This is a genomic window from Pseudomonas sp. 58 R 3, assembly GCF_900006605.1.
In the GTDB taxonomy this organism is placed as follows: Bacteria; Pseudomonadota; Gammaproteobacteria; order Pseudomonadales; family Pseudomonadaceae; genus Aquipseudomonas; species Aquipseudomonas salomonii.
In genome coordinates this window covers 242,034-267,176 of record NZ_CVTT01000052.1, presented here as the reverse complement: position 1 = coordinate 267,176, position 25,143 = coordinate 242,034, and the positions used below count along the sequence as shown (strand labels likewise).

Annotated in this window: 20 protein-coding genes; 16 read left to right on the top strand and 4 right to left on the bottom strand. The window is 60.4% G+C overall.

Annotation, left to right across the window (positions count from 1 at the left end):
• Positions 1 to 498 (top strand): flavin reductase, encoded by a 498-nt coding sequence (locus BFP92_RS15040; RefSeq protein WP_065930110.1) that lies wholly within the window; start codon positions 1 to 3, stop codon positions 496 to 498.
• A gap of 281 nt (positions 499 to 779) precedes the next feature.
• On the opposite strand, the gene BFP92_RS15035 is transcribed toward BFP92_RS15040, so the two are convergent.
• Positions 780 to 1,694, bottom strand: a complete 915-nt coding sequence (locus BFP92_RS15035) for a LysR family transcriptional regulator (RefSeq protein WP_065930109.1) — start codon at positions 1,692 to 1,694, stop codon at positions 780 to 782.
• A gap of 247 nt (positions 1,695 to 1,941) precedes the next feature.
• On the opposite strand from BFP92_RS15035, the gene BFP92_RS15030 reads away from it, so the two are divergent.
• From BFP92_RS15030 to pgm, 4 genes are all read left to right on the top strand, one after another.
• Complete coding sequence (locus tag BFP92_RS15030; RefSeq protein WP_065930108.1) at positions 1,942 to 2,964, top strand: zinc-dependent alcohol dehydrogenase family protein; 1,023 nt, start codon at positions 1,942 to 1,944, stop codon at positions 2,962 to 2,964.
• A gap of 719 nt (positions 2,965 to 3,683) precedes the next feature.
• A complete protein-coding gene (locus BFP92_RS15025) occupies positions 3,684 to 5,114 on the top strand; it encodes a hypothetical protein (protein ID WP_065930107.1) in 1,431 nt (476 codons plus the stop codon).
• A complete protein-coding gene (locus BFP92_RS15020) occupies positions 5,111 to 6,517 on the top strand; it encodes a GntR family transcriptional regulator (RefSeq protein ID WP_065930106.1) in 1,407 nt (468 codons plus the stop codon). The genes BFP92_RS15025 and BFP92_RS15020 overlap by 4 nt, the downstream gene beginning before the upstream one ends.
• A gap of 106 nt (positions 6,518 to 6,623) precedes the next feature.
• Positions 6,624 to 8,267, top strand: a complete 1,644-nt coding sequence (gene pgm, locus BFP92_RS15015; protein ID WP_065930105.1) for a phosphoglucomutase (alpha-D-glucose-1,6-bisphosphate-dependent) — start codon at positions 6,624 to 6,626, stop codon at positions 8,265 to 8,267.
• Between the two features lie 117 nt (positions 8,268 to 8,384).
• Here pgm and BFP92_RS15010 read toward each other — a convergent pair whose 3' ends face one another.
• Positions 8,385 to 9,080, bottom strand: a complete 696-nt coding sequence (locus BFP92_RS15010; protein ID WP_065930104.1) for a pirin family protein — start codon at positions 9,078 to 9,080, stop codon at positions 8,385 to 8,387.
• A 220-nt stretch (positions 9,081 to 9,300) separates the two neighbouring features.
• On the opposite strand from BFP92_RS15010, the gene BFP92_RS15005 reads away from it, so the two are divergent.
• The gene (locus BFP92_RS15005) at positions 9,301 to 11,748 is read left to right on the top strand and encodes a UvrD-helicase domain-containing protein (RefSeq protein WP_065930103.1); all 2,448 of its coding nucleotides are present in this window, start codon (positions 9,301 to 9,303) and stop codon (positions 11,746 to 11,748) included.
• A gap of 138 nt (positions 11,749 to 11,886) precedes the next feature.
• Here BFP92_RS15005 and BFP92_RS15000 read toward each other — a convergent pair whose 3' ends face one another.
• Entirely contained in the window at positions 11,887 to 12,159 is a 273-nt protein-coding gene (locus BFP92_RS15000; protein WP_026013572.1) for a DUF1652 domain-containing protein, read from the bottom strand.
• A 256-nt stretch (positions 12,160 to 12,415) separates the two neighbouring features.
• Here BFP92_RS15000 and BFP92_RS14995 point away from each other — a divergent pair, with 256 nt between their 5' ends.
• The 4 genes from BFP92_RS14995 to BFP92_RS14980 are packed head-to-tail and all read left to right on the top strand — an operon-like array spanning position 12,416 to position 16,186.
• Positions 12,416 to 13,222, top strand: a complete 807-nt coding sequence (locus BFP92_RS14995; protein WP_065930102.1) for a helix-turn-helix transcriptional regulator — start codon at positions 12,416 to 12,418, stop codon at positions 13,220 to 13,222.
• A 49-nt stretch (positions 13,223 to 13,271) separates the two neighbouring features.
• Positions 13,272 to 14,678: an NAD(P)/FAD-dependent oxidoreductase gene (locus tag BFP92_RS14990; protein WP_065930101.1), complete on the top strand. Its 1,407-nt coding sequence runs from the start codon at positions 13,272 to 13,274 to the stop codon at positions 14,676 to 14,678.
• A gap of 26 nt (positions 14,679 to 14,704) precedes the next feature.
• Positions 14,705 to 15,046, top strand: coding sequence for a cupin domain-containing protein (locus BFP92_RS14985; RefSeq protein WP_065930100.1), 342 nt, complete (start codon positions 14,705 to 14,707; stop codon positions 15,044 to 15,046).
• Between the two features lie 60 nt (positions 15,047 to 15,106).
• Complete coding sequence (locus BFP92_RS14980; protein WP_065930099.1) at positions 15,107 to 16,186, top strand: polyamine ABC transporter substrate-binding protein; 1,080 nt, start codon at positions 15,107 to 15,109, stop codon at positions 16,184 to 16,186.
• Positions 16,187 to 16,276: 90 nt separating this feature from the next.
• Here BFP92_RS14980 and BFP92_RS14975 read toward each other — a convergent pair whose 3' ends face one another.
• Positions 16,277 to 17,062, bottom strand: a complete 786-nt coding sequence (locus BFP92_RS14975; protein ID WP_065930098.1) for a helix-turn-helix transcriptional regulator — start codon at positions 17,060 to 17,062, stop codon at positions 16,277 to 16,279.
• Positions 17,063 to 17,262: 200 nt separating this feature from the next.
• Between BFP92_RS14975 and BFP92_RS14970 the strand changes: the two genes are divergently transcribed.
• From BFP92_RS14970 to BFP92_RS14945, 6 genes are all read left to right on the top strand, one after another.
• Positions 17,263 to 18,627, top strand: a complete 1,365-nt coding sequence (locus BFP92_RS14970) for an APC family permease (RefSeq protein ID WP_065930097.1) — start codon at positions 17,263 to 17,265, stop codon at positions 18,625 to 18,627.
• A 9-nt stretch (positions 18,628 to 18,636) separates the two neighbouring features.
• Positions 18,637 to 19,740 (top strand): DmpA family aminopeptidase, encoded by a 1,104-nt coding sequence (locus BFP92_RS14965; protein WP_065930096.1) that lies wholly within the window; start codon positions 18,637 to 18,639, stop codon positions 19,738 to 19,740.
• A 368-nt stretch (positions 19,741 to 20,108) separates the two neighbouring features.
• Positions 20,109 to 21,557, top strand: coding sequence for a serralysin family metalloprotease (locus BFP92_RS14960; RefSeq protein ID WP_058420241.1), 1,449 nt, complete (start codon positions 20,109 to 20,111; stop codon positions 21,555 to 21,557).
• Between the two features lie 49 nt (positions 21,558 to 21,606).
• Positions 21,607 to 21,975 (top strand): protease inhibitor Inh/omp19 family protein, encoded by a 369-nt coding sequence (locus BFP92_RS14955; RefSeq protein ID WP_065930095.1) that lies wholly within the window; start codon positions 21,607 to 21,609, stop codon positions 21,973 to 21,975.
• A 102-nt stretch (positions 21,976 to 22,077) separates the two neighbouring features.
• Positions 22,078 to 23,832: a type I secretion system permease/ATPase gene (locus BFP92_RS14950; RefSeq protein WP_065930094.1), complete on the top strand. Its 1,755-nt coding sequence runs from the start codon at positions 22,078 to 22,080 to the stop codon at positions 23,830 to 23,832.
• Positions 23,829 to 25,142 (top strand): HlyD family type I secretion periplasmic adaptor subunit, encoded by a 1,314-nt coding sequence (locus BFP92_RS14945; RefSeq protein ID WP_065930093.1) that lies wholly within the window; start codon positions 23,829 to 23,831, stop codon positions 25,140 to 25,142. Before BFP92_RS14950 ends, BFP92_RS14945 begins: the two co-directional genes overlap by 4 nt.
• The last annotated feature ends 1 nt before the right edge of the window (position 25,143 follow it).

Here is a 25,143-nt window from a genome sequence, read left to right as displayed (position 1 = left end):
ATGGTAGACGTAGGCAGCTTTCGCAATGCAATGGCCATGCTGGGCGGTGCCGTGTCGGTCATCACCACTGATGGCGTGGCGGGGCGGTTCGGCTTTACCGCCTCGGCGGTGTGCAGCGTGACTGATTCACCGCCGACCCTGTTGGTATGCATGAACCGTTCCTCTCATTCCAACGAGCATTTCAAGCGTAACGGCACAGTGTGCGTAAACACCCTGTGCGGCGATCATCAGCATTTATCCGGTGCTTTTGCCGACCGCACGTTGAGTATGGATGAGCGCTTTGCCGTCACAGGCTGGACCACGCTTGAAAGCGGTGCGCCCGTGATGCTGCAAGCGCTGGTGAATTTCGACTGCCGGATCGTGCAGGTCCATGAAGTGGGCTCCCACAGTATTTTCTACTGTGAGGTCCAGACCATTCGCCAAAGCGGCGCGGACGAAGGCCTGGTGTATTTCAACCGTGCTTACCACCGCTTGGGCGAGGCATCGAAGGCCTGCTGAGCCTCAGCGATACCCAGTGCGTACGCCTTCAGGGAAAAATTCTGTTGGAAACGCTAGAAGAGTTGGTGACGGCGGGGGCGTGGATGGAGGCTACTCTTTGGCTTGGGCGAGAGTGATTTCGAGAGAGGCTTTTTGCGGGTCGGGCTGGGGGCATCCTTTTCAAACCACCCAAAGCATGCCCTCAGATGTGCCCCCAATGTAGCCATCCACTGGAAGTCAATGGAGCTCCATGGTTTGTGTAAGGGCAGAAATGATCAGCCGAACAGCCTGCCAGACAACGCCTAAAGACTCTCAGGGTCCCCAAAAAACATCTGAATCCTCGACCTCAACCACCGCTCCCCCGGATCATTATCCTGCGACCCGCGCCACGCCATATGCAGCTCAAACGTGCGCACCGGCAACGGTGGGTCTTCGGCGCGCAACCCGCCCGCTGCGGTCAATGCCTCGGCGGCGTAGTCCGGTACGGTGGCGAGGATGTCGGTGCCCGCCAGCAATGTGCCCAGTCCGTTGAACTGCGGTACAGCCAATACCACGTGGCGTTTGCGATCGAGTTTTTCCAGCTCTTCGTCGATAAACCCGCTCAGGTCGCCGGCGAAGGACACGAGGGCGTGGGGGCGGGCGCAGAAGTCGTCCAGGCTCAAGGAGCCGGGTACGCTGTCGGCGCGCAGCAGTTTCGGCAGGCTGCGGCGCAGCACCTTGCGTTTGGCGTTGGCGGGCAGGTCGGCGGTGTAGCTCACGCCGATGGAAATTTCCCCGGAGGCCAGCAGGCCAGGCATCAGGATGTAGTTGACGCGGCGCACCACCAGCACGATGCCTGGCGCCTCGGCGCGCAGGCGTTTGAGCAGTTGCGGCAGCAGGGCGAATTCGACGTCGTCGGACAGGCCGATACGGAACACTGCGGTGCTGGTGGCCGGGTCGAATTCGGCGGCGCGGCTCACGGCGGTGGAGATCGAGTCCAGGGCCGGGGAGAGCAGGGCGAAGATTTCCACGGCGCGCGCCGTCGGCTCCATGCTGCGCCCGGTGCGCACGAACAGCGGGTCATCGAACAGCCCGCGCAGGCGCGACAACGCCGCGCTGATGGCCGGCTGGCCAAGGAACAATTTCTCGGCAGCGCGGGTCACACTGCGCTCATGCATCAAGGTTTCGAATACGATCAAGAGGTTAAGGTCGACACGACGCAGGTCGTTACGGTTCATCTTGTGTCCTGGAAGAGTCAGCAAACTTGACGTGAGCGGCCACATGTAAACAATGACCGGCATGAATCTTACGGGGAAAGGCTGGTACTCTGCACCGGATAATTGAGTTTTCCTACGATACTTGAGGTGAATGCCTCACTTGCGGAATCAATGACAGACATGTCGACTATTAATGGCGACCGGTGGCCTTACCCGGAAAGCCCAGATAGAGTTCATGGCATTAGAGGTTACTTTGACGAGGTTTGCGATGTCCCGCACGATCCGTTTTCACAAGTTTGGTCCGGCCGAGGTGCTCAAATGCGAAGAGCATGCAGCCGCACAGCCCGCACCGGGCGAAGTGCAGGTGCGTGTCGAAGCGATTGGCATCAGCTGGTATGACATTCTGTGGCGCCAGAACCTGGCGTCCTCCCATGCACGCTTGCCGTCCGGCCTTGGCCATGAGATGGCCGGTGTGGTGGTGGCCCTCGGTGAGGGCGTGGATGACTTGGCGGTAGGCGATAAAGTCGCCAGTTTTCCGGCCGAAAGCCCCAATGATTACCCGGTATATGGCGAGCAAATCGTATTGCCGCGCTCGGCATTGACCCGTTATCCGGATGTGCTGAGCCCGATTGAAGCCAGCGTGCATTACACGCCGCTGTTGATCGCCTACTTTGCCTATATGGATCTGGCGCGGGTCAAACCCGGCCAGTTTGCCCTGGTGACCGACGCCAGCCACTGTGCCGGCCCCTCGTTTGTACAATTGGGCAAGGCGCTGGGTGTTCGGGTAATCGCCGCCACCAAGGACAGCGCCGAGCGTGAGTACCTGTTGTCGCTGGGGGCCGAGAAGGTCATCGTCACCGAAGAGCAGGACCTGCTGATGCAAATCAACAAGTTCACCGATAACCGCGGCGTGGATGTGGTGTTCGATGGCTTGGGCGGCCCGCAGATGTCGATGCTCGGTGACGTGCTGGCGCCCCGTGGCAGCCTGGTGCTCTACGGTTTGCAAGGCGGCAACCAGACGCCGTTCCCGGCCTGTGCAGCGTTCCAGAAGAACATCCAGTTCTTTGTGCACTGTATCGGTAACTTCACCGGCAAGCCGGAACTGGGCATCATTCAGGACCATGTTGCCTTGCAACGCGCATTGCGTGACATCAACCAACTGACGGCCGACCGCGTGTTGGTGCCACTGAAAACCACCGTATTTGCCTTCAACCAGTTTGTAGAAGCGCACCGTTACATGGATGAATGCCCGTGCCGCGAGCGTGTTGCGTTGCAGGTTGAGGCTGTTTGAGGTGTAGGAAGATTCGTAAATGAGTTTTGCAAACCCTGGGCGCATGGGGCAAATGCGCCATATGACAGGGTTGAATCCGCGCGTTGTCTGAAACGCGCAACGGCCGTCCGGTCCCGCAAACGATGCCCTTTTCCCCGCCGCCGCCCTGAAATTCAGCGCGGCGTTGTTGTGTCTGCGCCCTGCGCATTTGCCCCCGTCATTATCTGAACTGCTTTTTGGTCAGCTTCTGTATCTGTTAATCATTATTTCAGCCCTGATAATTGGCACTTCACTTTCAACTCAAGGACTGAGTTATGAATGATTTTCGGATTCATCAGCGGGCACTTCCTGCAACTACGAGTGCTACAGCCTCTGCCAGGACGCGAGGCGGTCGGCCCTCCAAGGGCGGATTTCAAACGATGCATGACTGGAGATTTAAGTTTGACAATTTTTATTTGTCAGATGGATCTTTGAATTCAAGGTTAAAGCGTTGTAGGAGCCTGTCTGAATATTCCTAGGAGCATTGCTGCCAATCGCCAGGATGCTGTGGTACGGCGCTTTCGACCCAAAGATGCTGGGAGACGAGCCGCCTGAGCAGCACTTATCGATTTGTAACCGGGTGCTAGTGTTTATCTGTCGCACACACTGCACCGCAGGCAACTTTCTTACACATGCAATAGATCGGGCAACTACGCTCGGTAGTTGTTTTGAACTGATATTTCAACTCAGGTAGTAGAACTATGAGCGCTATTCACGAGCAGGCCATGAATTATGTTTACCAGCAAGTTCAACAACGCTTGGTTGGGTATTTCACACGCGCGGAGCGCACTGCACTTCAATTGTTGATTCAGCGTATTGTCGTGGCCGCCGGCGGCATGGAACAAGTGGGTGATTACAAAGTGCTGGTGGCCCATGGCGGTGGTGAAGTCAGCAGCTACACCCTGGCGTTACTGCGTGCCGCACAGTTGAGTATCGCCGCGCGTGCGCCCAGGACCTTCCAGTTACGGGTGGCGACGCTACGCCACGCGGGTATGACGCAAGACACCCTCGAGGCGATTCATCGCGGTTACAGCCGGCTGTTTTTCCATGATGACGACCGGGTCGAGTTGTTGATGGTCGAAAACGAACAGGTGTTGCCCTTCAACCATCAGCGCCCGGCCTCCAGTCGCGGCTGTGAAGCTCACCAGCGCAACATGTTGATGGTGGGGCATCTGACCTCCGGCGATGTGCGCGCCACGCTGTGCAACGATGCCTACCTGGCACTGGGGGATTTCTATCAGCGCGTCACCGCCTGGAACGGTGGCGTGCACGCACTGGTCAGTGGCGACTCCGCGCGCAAACAGAGCCAACTGCTGGCCTGGCTGAAAAAAGCCGCCCAGGCTAAAACCGTCAAGGCTGCCAAGGGTAAACCGACGTCGCTTGGCGGGTTGTTTACGCGCATGGATGAGTGGAGCGGCGATTTCTACCGTGACCTCTACGGCGAGCACTATGTGCCCAAGGCTGACGTCAGCCCGGGAGGGTATCGGCACCTGGCCTATATCGGTATTGCCGACTTGCTTGAAGGCATCGACCGCGCCAGTGCACCGTTGCTCGTCGATTTCATGGCTTATACGCCAGATCTGCTGGGCTTTCACTTCAGCCACCCAAGCTTTGCCAACCCACCGTTGATGGCGCACCTGCGCGGCCTGCAAGCCGAATGCCTGCGCGAGCTGCATTACGAGGAAGGTGTCGAGGAGTTCCTCGAGCAGGCGCGCAATTACCTGCGGCGTCGGCGGGTGCCCGAAGAGCTGGTAAGCCAGGTGGCCGATCGCGGGGAGCGGGCGTTGGCGAGCAGCCTTGCCCAGCAATTTTTCGGCTTGGACGAGAACCAACTGGTCTGCCTGCTGTTTTCGCCTTTCATTCATCACGGCGAACGGCTGGAAGGCTATTTGCGTCAGTGCCACCCCGGCATGCTGGTGGCATTGCCTGAACTGCACAAGGTCTTGCAGGGCAAACCGGCAGCCGAGATGCTGCAGCAATGGGTCGCCGATGCCAGCGGGTTGCCGCTGCCTTTGCTCCAGCATCTGTACCGCAAGCGGCCGATGAACCTGGCCCTTCGCGGTGCCCACAATGCACCCGTGCAAAGGTCTCAAGCCCGTGACGGCATGGCCTTTCAGCTGTCTGGGCGATGACGCTGCGGGGCGCACGGCAGGCTGACTTTGCTTATCAGGCGGTTTATCGCTACATGATCAACCTGATTAACGAGGTCAGCACGGATACGCGCGTAAAGCTGCCGTCGCTGCGCCAGTTATCCCAGCGACTCAATGTGTCGATCTCCACCATCCAGTATGCGTATTCGCTGCTGGAAAAGGAGGGCAGGGTGTATTCGGTGGCCAAGTCGGGATACTACGCTTGGCCGCTTGCCGGTGGCCCAGTGGCGTGTCCCAGCGGGGATTTGCTTGAACGCCTCTATATGGCGTCCCGGCGCCCGGGCATGACCGTGCTCAGCGGCGATGAACCGGCCTTGCTGGCCTCACTGGACGGCACCTTGCTGCGCCTCGAGCGCGAGCTGGTGCGTCAATATCCAGGGCACCTGCAGCCCTGGTCGCAACCCTGCGGGGTGTGGGAGCTGAGGGCGGCGCTGGCGGCTCGCTACACTTCGTCACCGACCCGCTGCTGGCAGGCTGATGACGTGTACATCGGCGCAGACGTGCGCGGTGTGCTCGAGATCCTTATCGAGGTATTGGGCTTGCGCGGCGCCTCGGTGGTGGTCGAATCGCCCTGCGAGTGGTCAATCCTGCGCCTGCTGCAGGATGCCGGGGTGCGTATCCTTGAGCTGCCCTGGGGCAACGATGGCCGCCTGGAGCTGGCCTTGCTCGAAGGGATGCTGCGTAACGAGTCGGTGCAGCTGCTCGTGCTCTCGTCGTCGCTCAGCCTGCCGTCCGCCTTTGCCTTGCAGCCTCAAGACCGCCAGGCGGTGGCGCAACTGCTCGATCGGTACGATTGCTGGCTATTGGAAAACGACACCTGCGGCGAATTGGGATTCAAGCCGGCACCGGTTGCCCTGCGCGACCTGGTCAACCCTGAGCGGTTGGTGGTGTTTGCCTCTTTCGAGAAAATACTCGGCCCAGAGGCGCCGTTTGGCTACGCGTTGTCGCGGCACTTGAGCGGTGAATTGCAGCGACAGTTCCTGCTGCGCTCGTTCCGACTGTCCGCCATTCGCCAGCGCGCGATTGCACGCTTGTACCTGAGCGGCAAAATCGACCAGCACCTGCACCACTTGCGCGGGCTGCTGCTGGAGCAGGCAGGCGAAATGAGCAAACTACTGGGCCAGCACCTGGGTGATCAAGTGACTTACCGAATGCCGGCGGGCGGGGCGACCTTTTGGTTGGGCGTCACCCGGGCGGTGGACATGCGCAAGGCTTTCCACTACCTGCTGGCGCGTCAGGTCGTCATGGCGCCCGGTGAGCTGTTCAGCGTGTGCGGCCTGCACCACCAGCATCTGCGGTTAAGCAACACCTTCCACGGGCTGCCCAACCTGGACAGTGCCCTGGCATTGGTGGGCGAGGCGCTGCGTGATGCACAGATCAGCTAAATGCATGAAACTTCTCTGTGGCTTGTAGGATCAATACCGTCGCGCAGTAGTCCAACTCTCAGTAAACTGTCATTTTTTCCGAATCCTTCTTCTTCGAGGTTTATGCATGACAATCAGTCCTTTTGCGGGCAAGCCGGCGCCAGCTCAATTGCTGGTGGATATCCCGCGACTGGTCACGGCCTATTACACCGGCCAGCCTGATGCAGCGATCTCCACCCAGCGTGTGGCCTTTGGTACTTCCGGGCACCGTGGCAGCTCGTTCGAGCTGAGTTTCAACGAATGGCACGTGCTTGCCATCAGCCAGGCCATCTGCCTGTACCGTGAAGCCCAGGGCATCAACGGGCCCTTGTTCGTCGGCCTGGACACCCACGCGCTGTCGACCCCCGCAGGCGCCAGCGCCCTGGAAGTGCTGGCCGCCAACGGCGTACACGTGATGCTGGCCGAAGGCGATGAATACACGCCGACCCCGGCCATTTCCCACGCCATCATCTGCTACAACCGTGGCCGTACCAGCGGCCTGGCAGACGGTATCGTGATTACGCCGTCGCACAACCCGCCACAAAGCGGCGGCTACAAGTACAACCCGCCCAATGGCGGCCCGGCCGACACCCACGTTACCAAGTGGATCGAAGCCAAGGCCAACGAGCTGCTGGCCAACAAGCTGGCCGGGGTTAAACGCATTACCCACGCCCAGGCGCTCAAGGCCGATACCACCCATCGCCATGACTACCTCAACAGCTACGTGGCCGACCTGGTCAATGTGATCGACATGGACGCCATCCGCAGCGCCGACCTGCGTCTGGGCGTGGATCCGTTGGGCGGAGCAGGGGTGCGCTACTGGTCGGCGATTGCCGAGCATTACCGTTTGAACCTGGACGTGGTGAACGCTGAGGTCGACTCCACGTTCCGCTTCATGAGCGTGGACTGGGACGGTCAGATCCGCATGGACCCGTCCTCCAGCTATGCGATGCAAGGCTTGATCGGCCTCAAGGAGCGTTTCGACGTCGCCTTCGCCTGCGACCCGGACCACGACCGCCACGGCATCGTGACGCCATCCGGTGGCCTGCTGGCACCGAACAACTACCTCGCCGTATCGATTGATTACCTGTTCCAGAACCGCCCAGCGTGGCGCGCCGATGCAGCCGTGGGCAAGACCGTGGTCAGCAGCGGCTTGATCGATCGTGTTGCGGCGCGTATCGGCCGGCGCCTGTTTGAGGTGCCAGTCGGCTTCAAGTGGTTTGCCGATGGCCTGTTCGAAGGCTCGCTGGGCTTTGGCGGCGAAGAAAGCGCCGGTGCCTCGTTCCTGCGCAAGGACGGCACGGTCTGGAGCACCGACAAAGACGGCTTGATCCCAGCGCTGCTGGCTGCCGAAATGACCTCGCGCAAAGGCCAGGACCCCAGCCAGATCTACCGTGGCCTGACGGATGCGCTGGGCGAGCCATTCGCGATTCGTGTCGACGCCAAGGCGACCCCGGCGCAGAAAGCACTGCTGGGCAAGCTGTCGCCTGAGCAGGTCACTTCCACGCAACTGGCCGGGGAAAGCATCGAGCAGATCCTCAGCCATGCGCCGGGTAATAACCAGGCAATCGGTGGTTTGAAGGTGATGACCAAGAACGGCTGGTTCGCCGCACGGCCATCGGGCACCGAGGACATCTACAAGATCTACGCCGAAAGCTTTGTGGGTGAAGACCACCTCAAGCAGTTGGTGCAAGAGGCGCAGGTGCTGGTAGACGGCGCCATCTCTCAGTAACACCGCAGATCCAACCATGTGGGAGCGGGCTTGCTCGCGAATACGGTGTGTCAGTCGCTGGATATATTGACTGAACCACCGTATTCGCGAGCAAGCCCGCTCCCGCATTGTTTTTTGTTAAGCCAGATCTACCAAGACGATTTCACTGTCTTCAACCGCTGTTACCCGCAACACCTGCTCATCTTCAACCGCCACCCCGTCTCGCGCTTGCGCACGCAGGCCATTGACTTCAATCACCCCCGTCGCCGGCACCAGATACGCACGGCGCCCGCTGTCCAGCCGATACTCGGCGCTTTCCCCAGCCTTCAGGTTAGCCGCCACCAGGCGTGCATCTGCCCGAATGCGCAAGCTTTCAGTGTCACCGGCCTTGCCACTGGCCAGGGTCACAAAGCCCTCACGATTGCCCTTGGGAAATGGCTTGGCACCCCAGGACGGCGGCAGCCCGGCCTCATTCGGGATGATCCAGATCTGGAAGATCTTGGCCGGCGTGGCTTCCAGGTTGTATTCGCTGTGGGCAATCCCGGTGCCGGCACTCATGACCTGTACGTCACCCGCTTCGGTGCGGCCTTTGTTGCCGAGGTTGTCGGCATGGCTGATGGCACCTTCACGCACATAGGTGATGATTTCCATGTCGCGATGCGGGTGCTGCGGGAAGCCCGTGCCGGGCGCAATGATGTCGTCGTTCCACACCCGCAGGTTGCCCCAGTGCATGCGCTTGGGGTCGTGGTACTCGGCGAAGGAAAAGTGATGATGGGCATCGAGCCAGCCATGATGGGCGCCGCCCAGGGAAGTGAAAGGTCGAAGTTCGAGCATGATGGGTCTCCTGTGGATGGTGGCTATCATCCAGCAGCGCATGATCGATAAAAAGCGTAAAAAATGCCGGATTCCAATCAGTTTATTCGATTGGTTGCTGGCGTTTTGACTTTTACTTCATCGCCTAACTGCATGACAACAAAGCAATTGGCTGGAACTGTGCGCCGATTCCGGCGACCATGGCACCTTCGCCAGAACCAACCTCATCGCCGGAGTCCGCGTGCCGCAACAAACGCCTGATCTGCCCCCCGAACTGCGTCCCCTGGCAGAAATGCCCCTGCTCAAACGGCTCGCCGCCCGTTTGTTTGGCCATGGCCTGACGCGTTTGCGTGCCCAGCATCGGTTTTCCTGGCTGCACGGCCAGGCGGACGGCTTTCGCAGCGGGCACGAAGCCGGTGTGGAATATGGCTACCGCGAGGGCAAGGCCGACGGCATCGAGGAAGGCCGCCAGGTGTTGCTGATCCGCGACTTTCGCCCCGACGAGCACCGCGCGCCGGGTGTGGATGACAGCCTGTTCGACGATTGGCGCCTGCCGCTCACGGCCGACGTCAAAAAGCGCATGAAGGCTGACGTAGCACGTTTGCTGCCGGCCCACGCCCAGCCCAGTGCCGCGCAGTGGAAGATGATCTTCAGTGACACCCCTTCAACCTCGGTGATTGCCGGTGCCGGCGCGGGTAAGTCCACCTCGCTGGTGCTGCGCATCCTTTTGCTGACCCACTACCTGGGCTTTGAGCTGAGTTCCATGACCGTGGTGACCTTCACCCGCGAATCGCGCAAAGACTTCATCAACAAGCTCATGGAAATTCTCGGTTTGTGGGGCCTGCCCCTTGACTTCAAAGAAGCTCAGGCCGTGGTGCGTACCTTTCATTCACGCATCTTGCCGATGGTGCGCAGCCTGCCAGGCTTCGAACGGCTGCAAGCGTTTGAAAACCTCAGCAGCGGTTTCGAGGATGCCGACAGCAACCCCTTCGACCTGCGTATCAGCGACGCCCAGCGCCAACAGATGAATACCTGTTATCACCGGCTGCATGGCCGCCACGCACGCTTTCGCGAGCTGATCGCACCGCTGGCTCGCCATGGCCTGCAACTCAAGGAGCTGGAGCGCGACCACCCCGACGTGCAGAAACGCATCGCTGTCACCGAACTGGCGGCCAAGCGCGATGAAGAACTTTGCGACGTGATCGAGGACCTGTGGTTTCGCGCCGGCGCCTGGCCGATCAAGGGCATAGAGCCGAGTCGCCAGACCTTCGAAATCAATGGTGCGCAATTTCACTGCCACGGCTACATCCCGGATCTGGATGCCTGGGTGGTGCTGGGGTTTGATCCACGGGAAAACCCTCAGATCAACCGGCCCAATTCAAAGCTTTCGGTGCGGGCCGAATGGGCGGTAAAGCGCACCCTCTTTCAAGCTTTCTGTCGCAAATCATTGATATGGTTAGATAACTACGAGTCATCACGGCGCCTTTTAAGCAGCCTGGCGGGCGACGCCAGCGCCGGGCCTGGGTTTGATTACAAGGTCAAGGGCGAGCTGGCCTCTGCGCCGCTGCTGGACAGTTTCGTGATGGCCGCCGGGTTTATCGAGAACCTCGGGCTGGATGTGCCCACGGCCGTTGGCCAAATGAGCTTCGCCAAGGACGACCCGGACCGCGGCTACTTTGAAGCCTTGAGCATTTTCTGGAAGGCCCTGGAAGATCACTTGCTCGATCAATCGCCGCCGATCATGACTTACAACCGCATGTTCTCGCTGTTCGGTGAGAACACCCCGGAAAACCTCAAGCTGCTCAGCGATCCGCTGCTGCGGCCGATGTCGCACCTGATGATCGACGAGTTTCAGGACGTATCGCCGCAGATCGTCTCGTGGATTCGCGCCAGCCTGCGCGAGATCCGCAGCCGTGGCCCGGCGATGCATGTGGGGCGTGGCGCGCAACGCTCCTCCTTGCTGTGCGTGGGCGATGACTGGCAGTCGATCTATGGCTGGCGCGGCAGTTCGCCCCAGTACTTCATGGCGTTCAACCAGGAATTCCCGTCGCCCAGCACCACCCGTGTGATGCTCAGCGAGAACTATCGCAGCCACCAGCACATCATCGACGCCGCCGAACATGTGGTGCGCGCAGCCCCGGCTATCCCCGGCAAGAAGGCCAAAGCCAGTGGCGAGCCCAAGGCTTTGCAGCCCGTGGTGGTACTGGAGCGGGACGACGCCGCACTGGGACGACAGTTGCTGGAGCACTATCAACGCGGCAATACAGTGCTAATGCTTTATCGAAAAAGTAGCGATAAGTTATTGATTCAAGAGCATATTCAGTCTGTAGTTAATGTAGATTCCAGCTTGCCGCCACAGGACCGGCGGCTTAAACAGCTGACTTATCACAGTGCCAAGGGCCTGCAGGCGGACGCCGTTTTCCTGCTTGGGGATTGCCAGCACGTCACCAGCTCGCCTTACAAAAACCAGGTTTACCGCATGGCGGGCCTGGGCAAGGACGGCGACAGCGAACCCTACGATACCGCGCAGAAAGACGAAGTGCTGCGCCTGGCGTATGTCGGCATTACCCGCGCGGTCAGCCATTGCTATTGGTATGTGGAAAAGCCGGAAGGCCAGGGCGTGAACGTGCCAAGGGCTTCGGAGCGGGTTGATGGGCGAAAGGCGTTTTTTGATGATCGGCGCAGCTAGCAGCTATACACAATTCCCACTGTGAGAGCGGGCTTGCTCGCGAAAGCGGAGTATCAGTGACAGCTGTATCAACTGACAAAACGCCTTCGCGAGCAAGCCCGCTCCCACATTAGATAGTCATCGGCTTATAAATGAGCGTCACGCCCGCAACGACAGCGGCGGCACAAAACACTCCAGCTCATCCTCCACCGCTTCGATAATGCGCTCCACATCCGCCGCATTCATCACCGTGGCGCAAGGAATGCCGGCAATCGCGATCAACGTCTCGCCGCTGGCCCGGTCGAACAGGCGTGCGACCATACTGCCGGGGGCGTCCATGCTCCCCTCGAAGCCCATCGGATGGAAGTGCCAGCGCATCAGTTGGCAGGCATTGGGAAATGTCACTTTGTTCATGTTGCCCACCTTGTTCATTGAGCGCTTCCTTTAGCTCGCGGCAGGGGGCCATGACCTTCACTGGTCGTGGCATCAAGAGGTTAAAAATAGCATTCGTTCGCAAGCGCGCGTTGACTTTTTAAGGGCCGTTCGGCAGTTCTTTCGCGATTATATGACATGGGTCATGTCTTACTCGTGACTAGGCAAAAGGCCATTAGTCAGAAGTTCCGATTGACCATTGAATGCCGCCGGCAAATTCGGCAATCTCCCAGGCATTCCCGCCGCAGAGCCGTCCATGCAGCCCGTTTTGAGTGAAGAGTGCGAACAAACCCAAGCCACCGGCGATCTGGTGTTGCGCCATCACCTGTGCTGGCGCCATCGCGACCTGGAGGGCGTGATGTCCTACTACCACCCCGACATTCAGTACCACGACTTCTTCCAAAACCGCGTGGTGGGTCAGGCCGAGTTGCGCGAGTATCTGCAGGCCAGCATGCCGCGTGGCGCCGACGAGGCGATCGAGCACATCGACCGCATTCGCGCCGACGGTGACACCGCGTTTATCCAGTACCGCATTACCCTGCGCGGCGGCCAGGGCCTGGTGTCATTTCGCACCAGTGAGGCAATCACCGTGCGCGATGGGTTGATCTGGCGCGTCAACGAGTACGCCTCCCTGGTGCATGAACAGCCGGCCCAAGCCCTGCGCCCGACGGTCAGCCGCCTGGGCTTGTCGCCCCAGCAATTGGGGCATATGGCCAACGATCTGCAGCAGTACTTCGAACTCAAGCAACCCTATCTGGACCCGGCGCTGGACCTGCAACGTGTGGCCAATGAGTGTGGCTACAGCCGTAATCAGATTTCCTACCTGCTCAACCAGGTGCTGGGCCAGAGCTTCTACCGCTACGTCAACCAGGCTCGGCTCCAGCACCTGCTGGCCTCGCTGGACAAGGCCGTGCCGCCGATAAAGGTCGATGACCTGGCGTTTGCCGCCGGTTTTAATTCGCTGTCGGCGTTCTACAGCGCGTTCCGCCAACACACCGGGCAATCGCCCAAGGCCTACGTCAAACAAATTTCTCTGCGTGCACGCGCGCAAGACACTCCCTGACGCCACGCTCTAGGATCCAGCCTATCGAAACGAGGTTGGGGAGCTTGGCATGCCGGCATGGCGCAACATCAGTTTATGGATGGACCAGTTGGACGACCCGCTGGTGGCGCGGCCGTCCCTGGCGCATGACCTGGACGTCAATGTGGCGATTATCGGCGCCGGCTACACCGGGCTGTGGACCGCCTACTACCTCAAGCGCCAGGCCCCGGAGCTGAAGATCGCGATTATCGAAGCGCAGACCGCAGGTTTCGGTGCTTCGGGCCGCAATGGCGGCTGGCTGATGGGCAACCTGTTGGGCGAAGATCGCCTGCTGGCCGGCCTGTCACCGCCACAACGGCGCGCCTCGTTTGACCTGCTGCATGGCATCCCCGACGAAGTTGCCCAAGTACTGGCCCGTGAAAGCATCGACTGCGACTACCGCAAGGGCGGTGTGCTGTACTGTGCGGCGCGCTACCCCGAGCAGGAAGGCAGCCTGCGCCGTTACCTGGACACGCTCCACGCCCAGGGCCTCACCGAAGCGGATTACCGCTGGCTGAGCCCGCAACAGCTGGCCGAGCAGATCCGCATCGCCAGGCCGTATGGCGGCATCTATGCGCCCCATGTCGCGACCATCAACCCGGCCAAACTGGTGCGCGGCCTGGCGCGGGTGGTGGAGAGCATGGGCGTGACAATCTATGAGAACAGCCCCGTCACCCATTGGCAGTCCGGCAGCGTGCGCACGGCCAACGCCAGCGTGCGCGCCGCGTGGGTGGTGCCGGCGGTCGAAGGTTACGCCACCACGTTGCCGCCGTTGGGGCGCTATCAATTACCGGTGCAAAGCCTGATGGTCGCCACCGAACCGTTACCGGCCAGCACCTGGGATGAGATTGGCTTGAACCGGGGCCAGGCCTTTGGCGAAAGCAGTCGCCAGGTCACCTACGGCCAGCGTTCGGCGGATGACCGCCTGATATTCGGCGCCCGTGGCGGCTATCAGTTTGCCGGCAAGTTGCGCCATGACTTCGACCTGAGCACCGACGAAGTGGCGCTGCGTCGCTACCTGTTCAGCGAACTCTTTCCGCAGCTCAAACACGTCAAGATTACCCACTCCTGGGGCGGCAACCTCGGCATGTCGCGCAACTTCCGACCGCACATGCTCTGCGATCACATCACCGGCATCGCGCTGTCCGGCGGTTATGGCGGGGAGGGCGTCGGCGCCACCAACCTCGGTGGTCGTACGCTCGCCGACATGATTCTGGGCCTCGATACGCCGCTGACCACCCAGCCCTGGGTGATTCGCGAGCGTGGCCTGGACGCGCTCAAGGCCTGGGAGCCCGAGCCCTGCCGCTGGCTGGGTTACAACGCGATCATTCGCAGTTTTGTCCATGAAGACCAAGTGTTGGCCAACCCCAACAGCGCGCCCTGGCGGCGCAAATTGGCGACCGGCGTGGCCGGGTTCATGGAAGGTTTCATGCACTGAGATGTTTCACTCACACGGGAAAACCCATGAGCATCACTCACTTCAAAGACGCGCTGAACGCCCATCTGCCGGACTCGTCACCGGTAGCCGTGCCCTTGGGCGAGCCCATCGCCGTGGCCTCGACCTTAAGTGTTGAGCGCAACGATGGCGTCGAAACCGGCATCTGGCAATGCACGCCAGGCCGCTGGCGTCGGCAGATCACATCCCAGGAGTTTTGCCACTTCATCCAGGGCCGCTGCACCTTCACGCCGGACAACGGCGAAGTCGTTCACCTACAAGCCGGCGATGCACTGATGTTGCCGGCCAACAGCACCGGCATCTGGGACATCCACGAGACCGTGCGCAAGACCTACGTATTGATCCTGTAACGCTTTGATCCTTGATCGCCTGCCATAAAAACAGCCCTAAAACCGCCAGGAAATCGAACCATGAAAGCCATTGCCCTGTTGCCCTTGATGTGGGTGGCCGCTATCAGCCAGGCCGCCGAGACGGTCAAGATCTACAACTGGTCGGACTACATCGCGCCGGACACCACCAAAAACTTCCAGAAAGAAACCGGCATCGGTTTCACCTACGACGTATACGACAGCAACGAAACCCTTGACGGCAAGTTGATGACCGGCAAATCCGGCTATGACGTGGTGTTCCCCTCCAACCACTTCATGGCCCGGCAGATTCAGGGCGGCGCCCTCAAAAAGCTCGACAAGAGCCAGCTGCCGAACTGGAAAAACCTCAACCCGGTGCTGCTTAAGGCCCTGCAAAACAACGACCCGGGCAATGAGCATGGTTTCCCCTACCTGTGGGGCAGCACCGGCATCGGCTACAACATCGACAAGGTCAAGGCAGTGCTCGGCGATAACGCGCCCGTGGATTCCTGGGACCTGATCTTCAAACCCGAGAACATGGCCAAGCTGCAAAAATGCGGCGTGGCGATTCTCGATAACGGCCCGGAACTGCTGCCGGCGGCGCTTAATTACCTGGGCCTGCCGCCCCACAGCAAGAAGGCCGAGGACTACAAAAAGGCTGAAGGGCTGCTGATGAAAGTGCGTCCGTATGTAGCCTACTTCCATTCCTCGAAATACACCGCTGACCTGGCCAATGGCGACATTTGCGTGGCCGTCGGCTTCTCCGGCGACATCCTGCAGGCCGAAAGCCGCGCCAAGGAAGCCAAAAACGGCGTGAACATCGGCTACAACATTCCCAAGGAAGGCGCCGCCATCTGGTTCGACATGGTCGCCATGCCCGCCGATGCCCCGGACGAAAAAGGCGGTTACGCGTTCATGAACTACCTGCTGCGCCCGGAAGTGATGGCCAGCATCACCAACTATGTGCACTACGCCAACGGCAACGCGGCGGCTGACAGCCTGGTAGACCCTGCGATCAAGGCCGACACCAAGGTGTACCCGAGCCCGGAAATGATGGGCAAGTTGTTTGCACTGGAAGCAATGCCGCTGAACATCGACCGGATTCGTACGCGGGTGTGGAACACCATTCGTACCGGGCGCTAGGCGTTACACCGAGCCCCCTGTGGGAGCAGGCTTTGATCGTTCCCACGCTCTGCGTGGGAATGCAGCCAGGGACGCTCCGCGTCCCGGTTTTCAGGGATTTTCCAAATCATGCCCCAACGACTGGATAAACAACGAAAACAGTTCCGGCTGTGACGAAATATCCAGCTTTGCGTACAGGTGCCGCCGGTGCACCTTCACGGTGTCCGGCGAGATCTTCAAACGCTCGGCCATGGCCTTGGACGAGAACCCACGCAATACCAGGCGCGCCACTTCCAGCTCACGCTCCGACAGCACCCCACTGCCAAAGTGGCTCAACGCGTCGCGAATCTGCGTGTCCATCGCCGGTGCACGCCGGGTGCTTTGCTGCCAGTGCTGCTGCATCAGCGGCAGCACCCAGGCCGCCAGGGTGGTCATCAACCCGGTTTCTTCAAAGTTGAAGCGCCGCTGCATGCCCAGCGATAACGACAGCGTCCCCGTACCCGGCAATTGCAGAATGAATTGCACCTCGTCTTCCAGCACGTTGTCGTGGAAGTAGTTGAGGAAGTATTCACTCTGGCGAAAATGGTCCGGTGCCACTTCCTCCAGGCGATACACGCCGCTGGCATAACCTTCGCGGTAAGCCTGGTAAAACGGGTCGATCAGGTACAGGCCATTGAGGTACACCAGCATCGAGGCCGGTTTGCTGGTGGGCTGGGCGTCGAATTCTTCCAGGGCCACGGGCGGGCCATCGAGGGGATAAAAAATCGCCAGGGCGTTATCGAACGGCAGGCATTGGTGCAGCAACAGCACCAGCTGTTTCCAGAAGCGCTCGCTGCCCAGGTGTGCAACGGTACGGCCCAGGCCAGCATGCATGCCGACCTCTCTGAACAGGCTCATAAACACGGCTCCAGCCCTCAATAGATCGGCCAAGGGTTCGGCTTTTGCCGCGTATCGTCAAGGGGAGTACGCCAATAGGGGAATTGGCCTGCATAAACACAGCGTTTACTTTTCTGTCATCCAGCGAGAAACATATCTCGCAAGCGCCTGACTTTTTTCGTTTCTGCCTCCTACCAAAAACAACGATAGAGGATAACGATATGAGTGCTTCCCTCGCGCCAGACGGCGTGCTCAGGCCAACCCTGAGTGTGTTCGATGTGGTGGCCATTACGGTTTCGGCGGTCACGCCGGCCAGCTCGGTATTCGTGATTGCACCCTTTGCCATCCAGCAGGCGGGCAGTGGTGTGTTCCTGGCGTTTGTGATGGCGGCCTTGCTCGCGCTGATGTTCGCCTTCTGTTACGCCGAACTCGGTCGCGCCCATAACAGCGCCGGTGGTGAATACGTGTATGCCAAACGGGTGTTTGGTGGCATGGCCGGTTATGCGACGTTTCTGACCGTGCTGGTGATGCTGTTGTTTATCCCGCCGGTCTTGGCCACCGGTGCAGCGACGTACCTGAATAACGCCCTGGGCACTAAATTCGACTCGCAAACCGTGGCCCTGGTCATCGTGGTGTGCAGCTACGCCCTGGGTATCCTCAATATCAAGCTCAATGCCTGGATCACCGGCACGTGCCTGCTGCTGGAAGTAGCGGCGTTGCTGGTGATCGTTGTTATCGGCTTTGGCAACCCGGTACAACCGGCCAGCGTGCTGTTCCAGCCGCAGATCGTCGAAAACGGCGTGTTGCACCTGGCGCCCTGGGCGTTGGTGATCGGCGCCGTGGGCATCGGCCTGTTCTCGTTTAATGGGTATGGTCCGGCGGTATTGCTGGCCGAAGACATGAAGTGCGGTGGCAAAGGCGTGCACAAGGCTGTGCTGTGGTCGCTGGGGCTGGTGGTGGTGATCGAACTGGTGCCGATCACGGCGCTGTTGATCGGCGCGCCGTCGCTGAGCGAGATGATCAGCAGCCCCGACCCGATCGGCTATCTGCTGAGCAGCCACGGCAATGAAACCCTGTCACGCCTGGTCAGCGCCGGGATCTTCCTGTCGGTGTTCAACGCGATTGTCGCCATCGTCATCCAGATTGGCCGGGTGGTGTTCAGCAGCGGCCGTGATGCCCTGTGGACGCCGCGTATCAACGCGCTGTTTACACGTATCCACCCGCGCTGGGATTCTCCATGGCTGGCGACATTGTTTCTGGCCATCCCTTCGGCGCTGCTGAGTTTCAGCTCGAACCTGGCGGACCTGACGTCCTTCAGTGTATTGCTGATCATCCTGGTGTACCTGGTGGTGGCGTTGAGCGCGCTGATGAGCCGGGTGCTGCTGCGTGATCGCGAGCATCCGTATCGCATGCCGTTATGGCCGCTGCCGGCAGTGCTGGCCGTGCTGGGCGCCGGTTACCTGCTGGTGACCCTGATCGCGGCGGCGTCGGTACGCGACATCATGATCATCATCGGCTTGCTGGCCTTGTCGGTGATTTTGTATTGCATCAGTGGCCGGACGAGTCCGGCGTTTCAGAAATTGTAAGGAGTGGGTATGCGTGCACGTCAATTGGGCATTACGTTGGGGCTGGGCACGCCCGGCGAATTGAATGCCATCACCGATGTTCCCGGCGTCCGCGTGGGCCACGCCACGCTCAAGGCGAGTGTCGACGGCAAACAGGTGCGCACCGGCGTCAGCGTGATCCAGCCGCGCGCCGGGGAGGCACGCCGGCAACCGTGTTTCGCCGGCTACCACGTGCTCAACGGCAACGGCGACGCCACCGGCCTTGAGTGGATCAGCGAAGCGGGGCTGCTGACCACGCCGATCGCCATCACCAACACCCACAGCATCGGGATTGTGCGCGACAGCCTGATCGCCCTGGAGCGCGAGCGCCTGGCGGACCCGGCGGTGTACTGGTGCATGCCGGTGGTGATGGAAACCTACGACGGCCTGCTCAACGATATCTGGGGCCAGCACGTCAAACCAGAACATGTGCGCCAGGCGCTGGAGGCGGCCGAGGGCGGCCCGGTGCAAGAGGGCGCCGTCGGCGGCGGCACCGGCATGATCTGCCATGAGTTCAAGGGCGGTATCGGCACCGCCTCCCGGCGTGTGCCGCAGGAGCAGGGCGGCTGGACCGTCGGCGTGCTGGTGCAGGCCAACCATGGCAAGCGCCAGGAGTTACGCGTGGATGGCTACCCGGTGGGGCGCCAGTTGATGGACATACCCTCGCCGTTCGCCGAGCGGGGCACGCCGGGCATGGGTTCGATCGTAGTCATCATCGCCACCGATGCGCCGTTGTTGCCCCATCAATGCCAGCGCCTGGCACAACGCGCGTCCATCGGTATCGCACGCACCGGCGGCGGCACCGAGGATTCCAGTGGCGACCTGTTCCTGGCCTTCGCCACCGGCAATCACGGGCTGCCACCGGCAGACTACGGGCGCAAGGACCTGGCACTCAGCAGCGGGTTGCGCATGGTCAACAACGACCACATTTCGCCGTTGTTCAGTGCCGCCGCAGAGGCGGTGGAGGAGGCGATCATCAACGCGATCCTGGCGGGCGAAGACATGACCACTGAAGACGGCGTCACGGTGCCCGGACTTGCCGACGAAGTATTAATCGGCGCGTTAAACAAGTGTGGTTGGAGTCTGGCCCGGTAATGGGGGACATGCACTTTATTAGTGCTGGTAGTGGCTCTTTAATATTGAACTATGACACCGTGTCAATATATTGGATCCATTATTCGAGAGCGTTGCTCATCAAGAGCGGCTTTACCGCTATTTAATATTTAAATAACACTGGGCGGCGATTTGCGACGCAAGCGCAATGCCCCCCAATAAACGCTGTGTGCGACTTCCTCAAGTTGAATCCACGTCACATTTTTGTTGCTGAAATATGTGTAGACGAAAGATTTCAAGTTGTGTCAGTTTCGATACGCCTTCAAAAGAGGCGAGTGATAGGACGATCCTCGCCCGCGAGGTTCCTGTCGAACAAAGACTGATGCACTTGCAAACAAGGAAGTACGTTTATGTCAAAAGTAAAAGACAAAGCTATTGTATCTGCCGCGCAAGCCAGCACTGCTTACTCGCAAATCGATAGCTTCAGCCATCTGTATGACCGTGGCGGTAACCTCACGGTCAACGGCAAGCCCTCGTTCACCGTGGACCAGGCCGCCGACCACCTGCTGCGCGAGAACGCTGCGTATCGGGACATTGATGGCAACGGCAAGATCGATCTCACCTACACCTTTCTGACCTCGGCTTCCTCGGCCACCATGAATAAACATGGCATCTCCGGGTTCAGCCAGTTCAACACCCAGCAAAAAGCACAGGCCGTACTGGCCATGCAATCCTGGGCGGATGTGGCCAAGGTCACCTTCACCGAGAAAGCCTCGGGCGGTGACTTCCACATGACCTTCGGCAACTACAGCAGCGGCCAGGACGGCGCAGCGGCCTTTGCTTACCTGCCTGGCACCAATGCCAAGTACAACGAGAGCGGGCTGGACGGTACCTCCTGGTACCTGACCAACAACAGCTACACGCCGAACAAGACGCCGGACCTGAACAACTATGGCCGGCAGACCCTGACCCATGAAATCGGCCACACCCTGGGCCTGGATCACCCTGGCGACTACAACGCCGGGACCGGCAACCCTTCCTACAAAGACGCGGACTATGGACAGGACACGCGTGGCTACAGCGTCATGAGTTACTGGAGCGAGAGCAACACCAACCAGAACTTCAGTAAAGGCGGGGTCGAAGCCTATTCGTCCGGCCCGCTGATCGACGACATTGCCGCGATCCAGAAGCTCTATGGCGCCAACTACGCCACCCGCGCCGGCGACACCACCTACGGTTTCAACTCCAACACCGGGCGTGACTTCCTCAGCGCCACATCCAATGCCGACAAGCTGGTGTTCTCGGTATGGGACGGTGGCGGCAACGACACCCTGGACTTCTCCGGTTTCACCCAAAACCAGAAGATCAACCTCAATGAGGCCTCGTTCTCCGACGTTGGCGGCCTGGTGGGCAACGTGTCCATCGCCAAGGGCGTCACCATCGAAAACGCGTTCGGCGGGTCGGGCAATGACTTGATCATCGGCAACAACGCGGTCAACGTGATCAAGGGCGGTGCCGGCAACGACATCATCTACGGCGGTGGCGGGGCGGACCAACTGTGGGGCGGCGCCGGCAATGACACCTTCGTGTACGGTGCCAGTTCCGACTCCAAGCCGGGTGCGGCGGACAAGATCTTTGACTTCACCTCCGGTTCGGACAAGATCGACCTGTCCGGGATCACCAAAGGTGCAGGCTTGAGCTTCGTCAATGCATTCACCGGGCATGCCGGCGATGCTGTACTGAGCTATGCCTCGGGTACCAACCTGGGCACCTTGGCGGTGGACTTCTCCGGGCACGGCGTGGCGGATTTCCTCGTCACCACCGTCGGCCAGGCAGTCGCCAGCGACATCGTAGCTTGATGTAAAGCGCGCGGCGCCCCGGCGCCGCGCGCTCAGGATGGAGCAGCAGATGCCGCGTTTTTCTCATTTGATCGCCTGTGCTTCACAGGTGTTGTTCGTTTCGGCAGGAGCCCACGTCATGGCGAGCAGTCTTGTTTTACCCACCACCGCGCAACTGGCCGGCCATTGGGAGTTGAAGCAGCAGGATCAGGTGTGCGCACTCGATCTGTTGGACCAGCCCAATGCCCTGGCCGGTGATGTCGCCTGCGCCGAACGTTGGCTGGGGGATAAACCGATCAGTTGGTCGCCGACCCCAGACGGTATCTGGCTGTTTAACACCGAGGGCAGCGGGATTATTCATTTGAACCGCGAAAAAGACGGCGAATACAAAGGGCATACAGCTTCAATCACGGAACTTGTGCTGCAGCGAACACCTTAATTAAACGTTATAAGCTTATAACTAGAGATTAATAGTTGGCCGTCCCACTTCAGGGCTGGGGCAACTATTGCGCGTCATTTGCTTTGGGGAAGATCAGACACTATGGCGAAGTCCCATGTGGTTGCGCCCTTATTCAGGGCGTTGGGTGAATACAAGAGTATTTTAATCAGCATCGGCTGCTTTACCGCCCTGATTAACCTGTTGATGCTGGTGCCGTCGATTTACATGCTGCAAGTGTATGACCGTGTGTTGTCCTCCCAGAATGAAACCACTCTGGTGATGTTGACGCTGATGGTCGTGGGCTTCTTTGTCTTTATCGGCACCCTGGAAGTGCTGCGCAGTTTTGTCGTGATACGCATCGGCAGCCAGTTGGAACGGCGCTTCAACTTGCGCGTGTACAAAGCCGCATTTGAACGCAACCTGCAACGCGGCCAGGGGCATGCCGGGCAGTCGCTGGGCGATTTGACCGTGATTCGCCAATTCATCACCGGGCCTGCGCTGTTTGCGTTCTTCGATGCGCCGTGGTTTCCCATCTACCTGTTTGTGATTTTCCTCTTCAACGTGTGGCTGGGCGTGTTGGCCACGGCAGGCGCTGTGCTGCTGATCGCACTGGCGTGCCTGAATGAATACCTGACCAAAAAGCCCCTGGGCGAGGCGGGGGCTTTTTCCCAGCAGTCGACCCAGCTGGCCACCAGCCACCTGCACAACGCCGAGACCATCCAGGCCATGGGCATGCTCGGTGCGTTGCGCAAACGCTGGTTCGCGGTGCATTCGCAGTTCCTCGGGTTTCAGAACAAGGCCAGCGACACCGGTTCGGTGATCACCTCGCTGAGCAAATCCCTGCGCCTGTGTTTGCAATCCCTGGTGCTCGGCCTGGGCGCTTTCCTGGTGATCAAGGGCGAGATGACGGCGGGTATGATGATCGCCGGGTCTATCCTGATGGGCCGCGTGCTCAGCCCCATCGACCAGCTCATTGCAGTCTGGAAGCAGTGGAGTTCGGCCAAACTGGCTTACCAGCGCCTTGATGACCTGCTGCGTGAGTTTCCACCCGAAGCCGAGCCCATGACCTTGCCGGCGCCCAAGGGCCAGGTGAGTTTTGAGCAGGTCAGCGCTGGTCCGCCGGGGCGGCGTGTGGCGACGTTGCAGCAAGTCAGTTTCAGCCTTGGCGCCGGTGAAGTGCTGGGCGTGCTCGGTGCCTCGGGTTCGGGCAAGTCGACCCTGGCCCGCGTGCTGGTTGGCGTGTGGCCCACCCTGGCCGGCACCGTGCGCCTGGACGGCGCGGATATCCATCGCTGGAACCGCGACGACCTCGGCCCGCATATCGGCTACCTGCCCCAGGACATCGAGCTGTTCAGCGGCAGCATCGCCGACAACATTGCGCGCTTTTGTGACGCCGACCCGGAGCGGGTGGTGAAAGCCGCGCAACAAGCCGGAGTGCATGAATTGATCCTGCGTCTGCCCCAAGGCTACGACACCGTGCTGGGCGACAACGGCGGCGGCCTCTCCGGTGGCCAGAAGCAGCGGGTGGCGCTGGCGCGTGCGCTGTACGGCGCGCCGCGTTTGATCGTGCTGGATGAACCCAACTCCAACCTCGACACCGTGGGCGAGGCCGCCTTGGCCAGCGCCATCGTGCAAATGAAAGCCCAGGGCAGCAGCGTGGTGCTGGTCACCCACCGTTCCTCGGCGTTGGCCCAGGCCGACAAGTTGCTGGTGCTCAGTGAAGGCCAATTGCAGGCCTTCGGGCCCAGCCAGGAAGTGCTGCGCGCGTTGTCGGGCCAGCAGCAGGAAGCGCCACGGGAAAAGGCCGGTGTGAGCCTTAGCCGTCAGTACCAGACCGGAAGGAATCCAGGCGCATGAGCAGCCTTACTGTTGAACCCCGTTTTAAAGAGCGCGACGCCGGTTTTTTCGTGAAAATGGGCTGGTGGCTGACGGTTGTCGGCGCCGGTGGGTTTTTCCTCTGGGCCAGCCTCGCGCCCTTGGACCAGGGCATCCCGGTGCAAGGCACGGTGGTGGTCTCGGGCAAGCGCAAGGCCGTGCAAACCTTCAGCCCTGGCGTGGTCAGCCGCATCCTGGTGAAGGAGGGCGAGCGGGTCAAACAGGGCCAGCCGCTGTTTCGCCTCGACCAGACCCAGAACCAGGCCGACGTGCAGTCGCTGCAAGCCCAGTACCGCATGGCCTGGGCCAGCGTCGCGCGCTGGCAGAGCGAGCGTGACAACCAGGCCGCGATTACCTTTCCTGCTGAGCTGAGCGCCAACCCCGACCCGGCCCTGGCCCTGGTGTTGGAAGGCCAGCGCCAGCTGTTCAGCAGCCGCCGCGAAGCCTTTGCCCGTGAGCAGGCCGGGATCCGCGCCAATATCGATGGCGCCACCTCGCAACTGAGTGGCATGCGCCGTGCGCGCACCGACCTGTCCGCCCAGGCGCAATCGCTGCGTGATCAATTGGCCAACCTGCAACCCCTGGCCGACAACGGTTATATCCCGCGCAACCGCTTGCTGGACTACCAGCGCCAACTGTCCCAGGTGCAACAGGATCTGGCCCAGAACAGCGGCGAAAGTGGCCGAGTGGAGCAGGGCATTCTCGAGTCGCGCCTCAAGTTGCAGCAGCACAGCGAGGAATATCAGAAAGAGGTGCGCAGCCAGTTGGCCGACGCGCAACTGCGCAGCCTGACCCTGGAGCAGCAACTGACCTCGGCGGGTTTTGATTTACAGCACAGCGAAATCAATGCGCCGGCCGATGGCATTGCGGTCAACCTCAGTGTGCACACCGAGGGCGCCGTGGTGCGCGCCGGTGAAACCCTGCTGGAGATCGTGCCTCAGGGCACGCGCCTGGAAGTGGAAGGGCGCTTGCCGGTGAATCTGGTCGATAAAGTAGGCACCCACCTGCCGGTCGATATCCTCTTCACTGCGTTCAACCAAAGCCGTACTCCGCGCGTGCCGGGCGAAGTCAGCCTGATCTCGGCCGACCAGATGCTCGATGAAAAGACCGGCCAGCCTTACTACGTGCTGCGCACCACGGTCAGCGAGGCGGCATTGGAAAAACTCCACGGCCTGGTGATCAAGCCGGGCATGCCCGCCGAAATGTTTGTGCGTACCGGCGAACGCTCGCTGCTCAATTACCTGTTCAAGCCGCTGCTCGATCGCGCCGGTTCTGCGTTGACTGAGGAATGAG

What these genes read in the sequence shown, in the direction of transcription:
- BFP92_RS15000 (WP_026013572.1), bottom strand. Translation starts at nt 12,159, where the DNA reads ATGAACAAGGTGGGCAACATGAACAAAGTGACATTTCCCAATGCCTGC.
- BFP92_RS15030 (WP_065930108.1), top strand. Translation starts at nt 1,942, where the DNA reads ATGTCCCGCACGATCCGTTTTCACAAGTTTGGTCCGGCCGAGGTGCTC.
- BFP92_RS14955 (WP_065930095.1), top strand. Translation starts at nt 21,607, where the DNA reads ATGCCGCGTTTTTCTCATTTGATCGCCTGTGCTTCACAGGTGTTGTTC.
- BFP92_RS15035 (WP_065930109.1), bottom strand. Translation starts at nt 1,694, where the DNA reads ATGAACCGTAACGACCTGCGTCGTGTCGACCTTAACCTCTTGATCGTA.
- BFP92_RS14990 (WP_065930101.1), top strand. Translation starts at nt 13,272, where the DNA reads ATGCCGGCATGGCGCAACATCAGTTTATGGATGGACCAGTTGGACGAC.
- BFP92_RS15040 (WP_065930110.1), top strand. Translation starts at nt 1, where the DNA reads ATGGTAGACGTAGGCAGCTTTCGCAATGCAATGGCCATGCTGGGCGGT.
- BFP92_RS14950 (WP_065930094.1), top strand. Translation starts at nt 22,078, where the DNA reads ATGGCGAAGTCCCATGTGGTTGCGCCCTTATTCAGGGCGTTGGGTGAA.
- BFP92_RS14995 (WP_065930102.1), top strand. Translation starts at nt 12,416, where the DNA reads ATGCAGCCCGTTTTGAGTGAAGAGTGCGAACAAACCCAAGCCACCGGC.
- BFP92_RS14970 (WP_065930097.1), top strand. Translation starts at nt 17,263, where the DNA reads ATGAGTGCTTCCCTCGCGCCAGACGGCGTGCTCAGGCCAACCCTGAGT.
- pgm (WP_065930105.1), top strand. Translation starts at nt 6,624, where the DNA reads ATGACAATCAGTCCTTTTGCGGGCAAGCCGGCGCCAGCTCAATTGCTG.
- BFP92_RS15025 (WP_065930107.1), top strand. Translation starts at nt 3,684, where the DNA reads ATGAGCGCTATTCACGAGCAGGCCATGAATTATGTTTACCAGCAAGTT.
- BFP92_RS14975 (WP_065930098.1), bottom strand. Translation starts at nt 17,062, where the DNA reads ATGAGCCTGTTCAGAGAGGTCGGCATGCATGCTGGCCTGGGCCGTACC.
- BFP92_RS14965 (WP_065930096.1), top strand. Translation starts at nt 18,637, where the DNA reads ATGCGTGCACGTCAATTGGGCATTACGTTGGGGCTGGGCACGCCCGGC.
- BFP92_RS14960 (WP_058420241.1), top strand. Translation starts at nt 20,109, where the DNA reads ATGTCAAAAGTAAAAGACAAAGCTATTGTATCTGCCGCGCAAGCCAGC.
- BFP92_RS15010 (WP_065930104.1), bottom strand. Translation starts at nt 9,080, where the DNA reads ATGCTCGAACTTCGACCTTTCACTTCCCTGGGCGGCGCCCATCATGGC.
- BFP92_RS14985 (WP_065930100.1), top strand. Translation starts at nt 14,705, where the DNA reads ATGAGCATCACTCACTTCAAAGACGCGCTGAACGCCCATCTGCCGGAC.
- BFP92_RS14980 (WP_065930099.1), top strand. Translation starts at nt 15,107, where the DNA reads ATGAAAGCCATTGCCCTGTTGCCCTTGATGTGGGTGGCCGCTATCAGC.
- BFP92_RS15020 (WP_065930106.1), top strand. Translation starts at nt 5,111, where the DNA reads ATGACGCTGCGGGGCGCACGGCAGGCTGACTTTGCTTATCAGGCGGTT.
- BFP92_RS14945 (WP_065930093.1), top strand. Translation starts at nt 23,829, where the DNA reads ATGAGCAGCCTTACTGTTGAACCCCGTTTTAAAGAGCGCGACGCCGGT.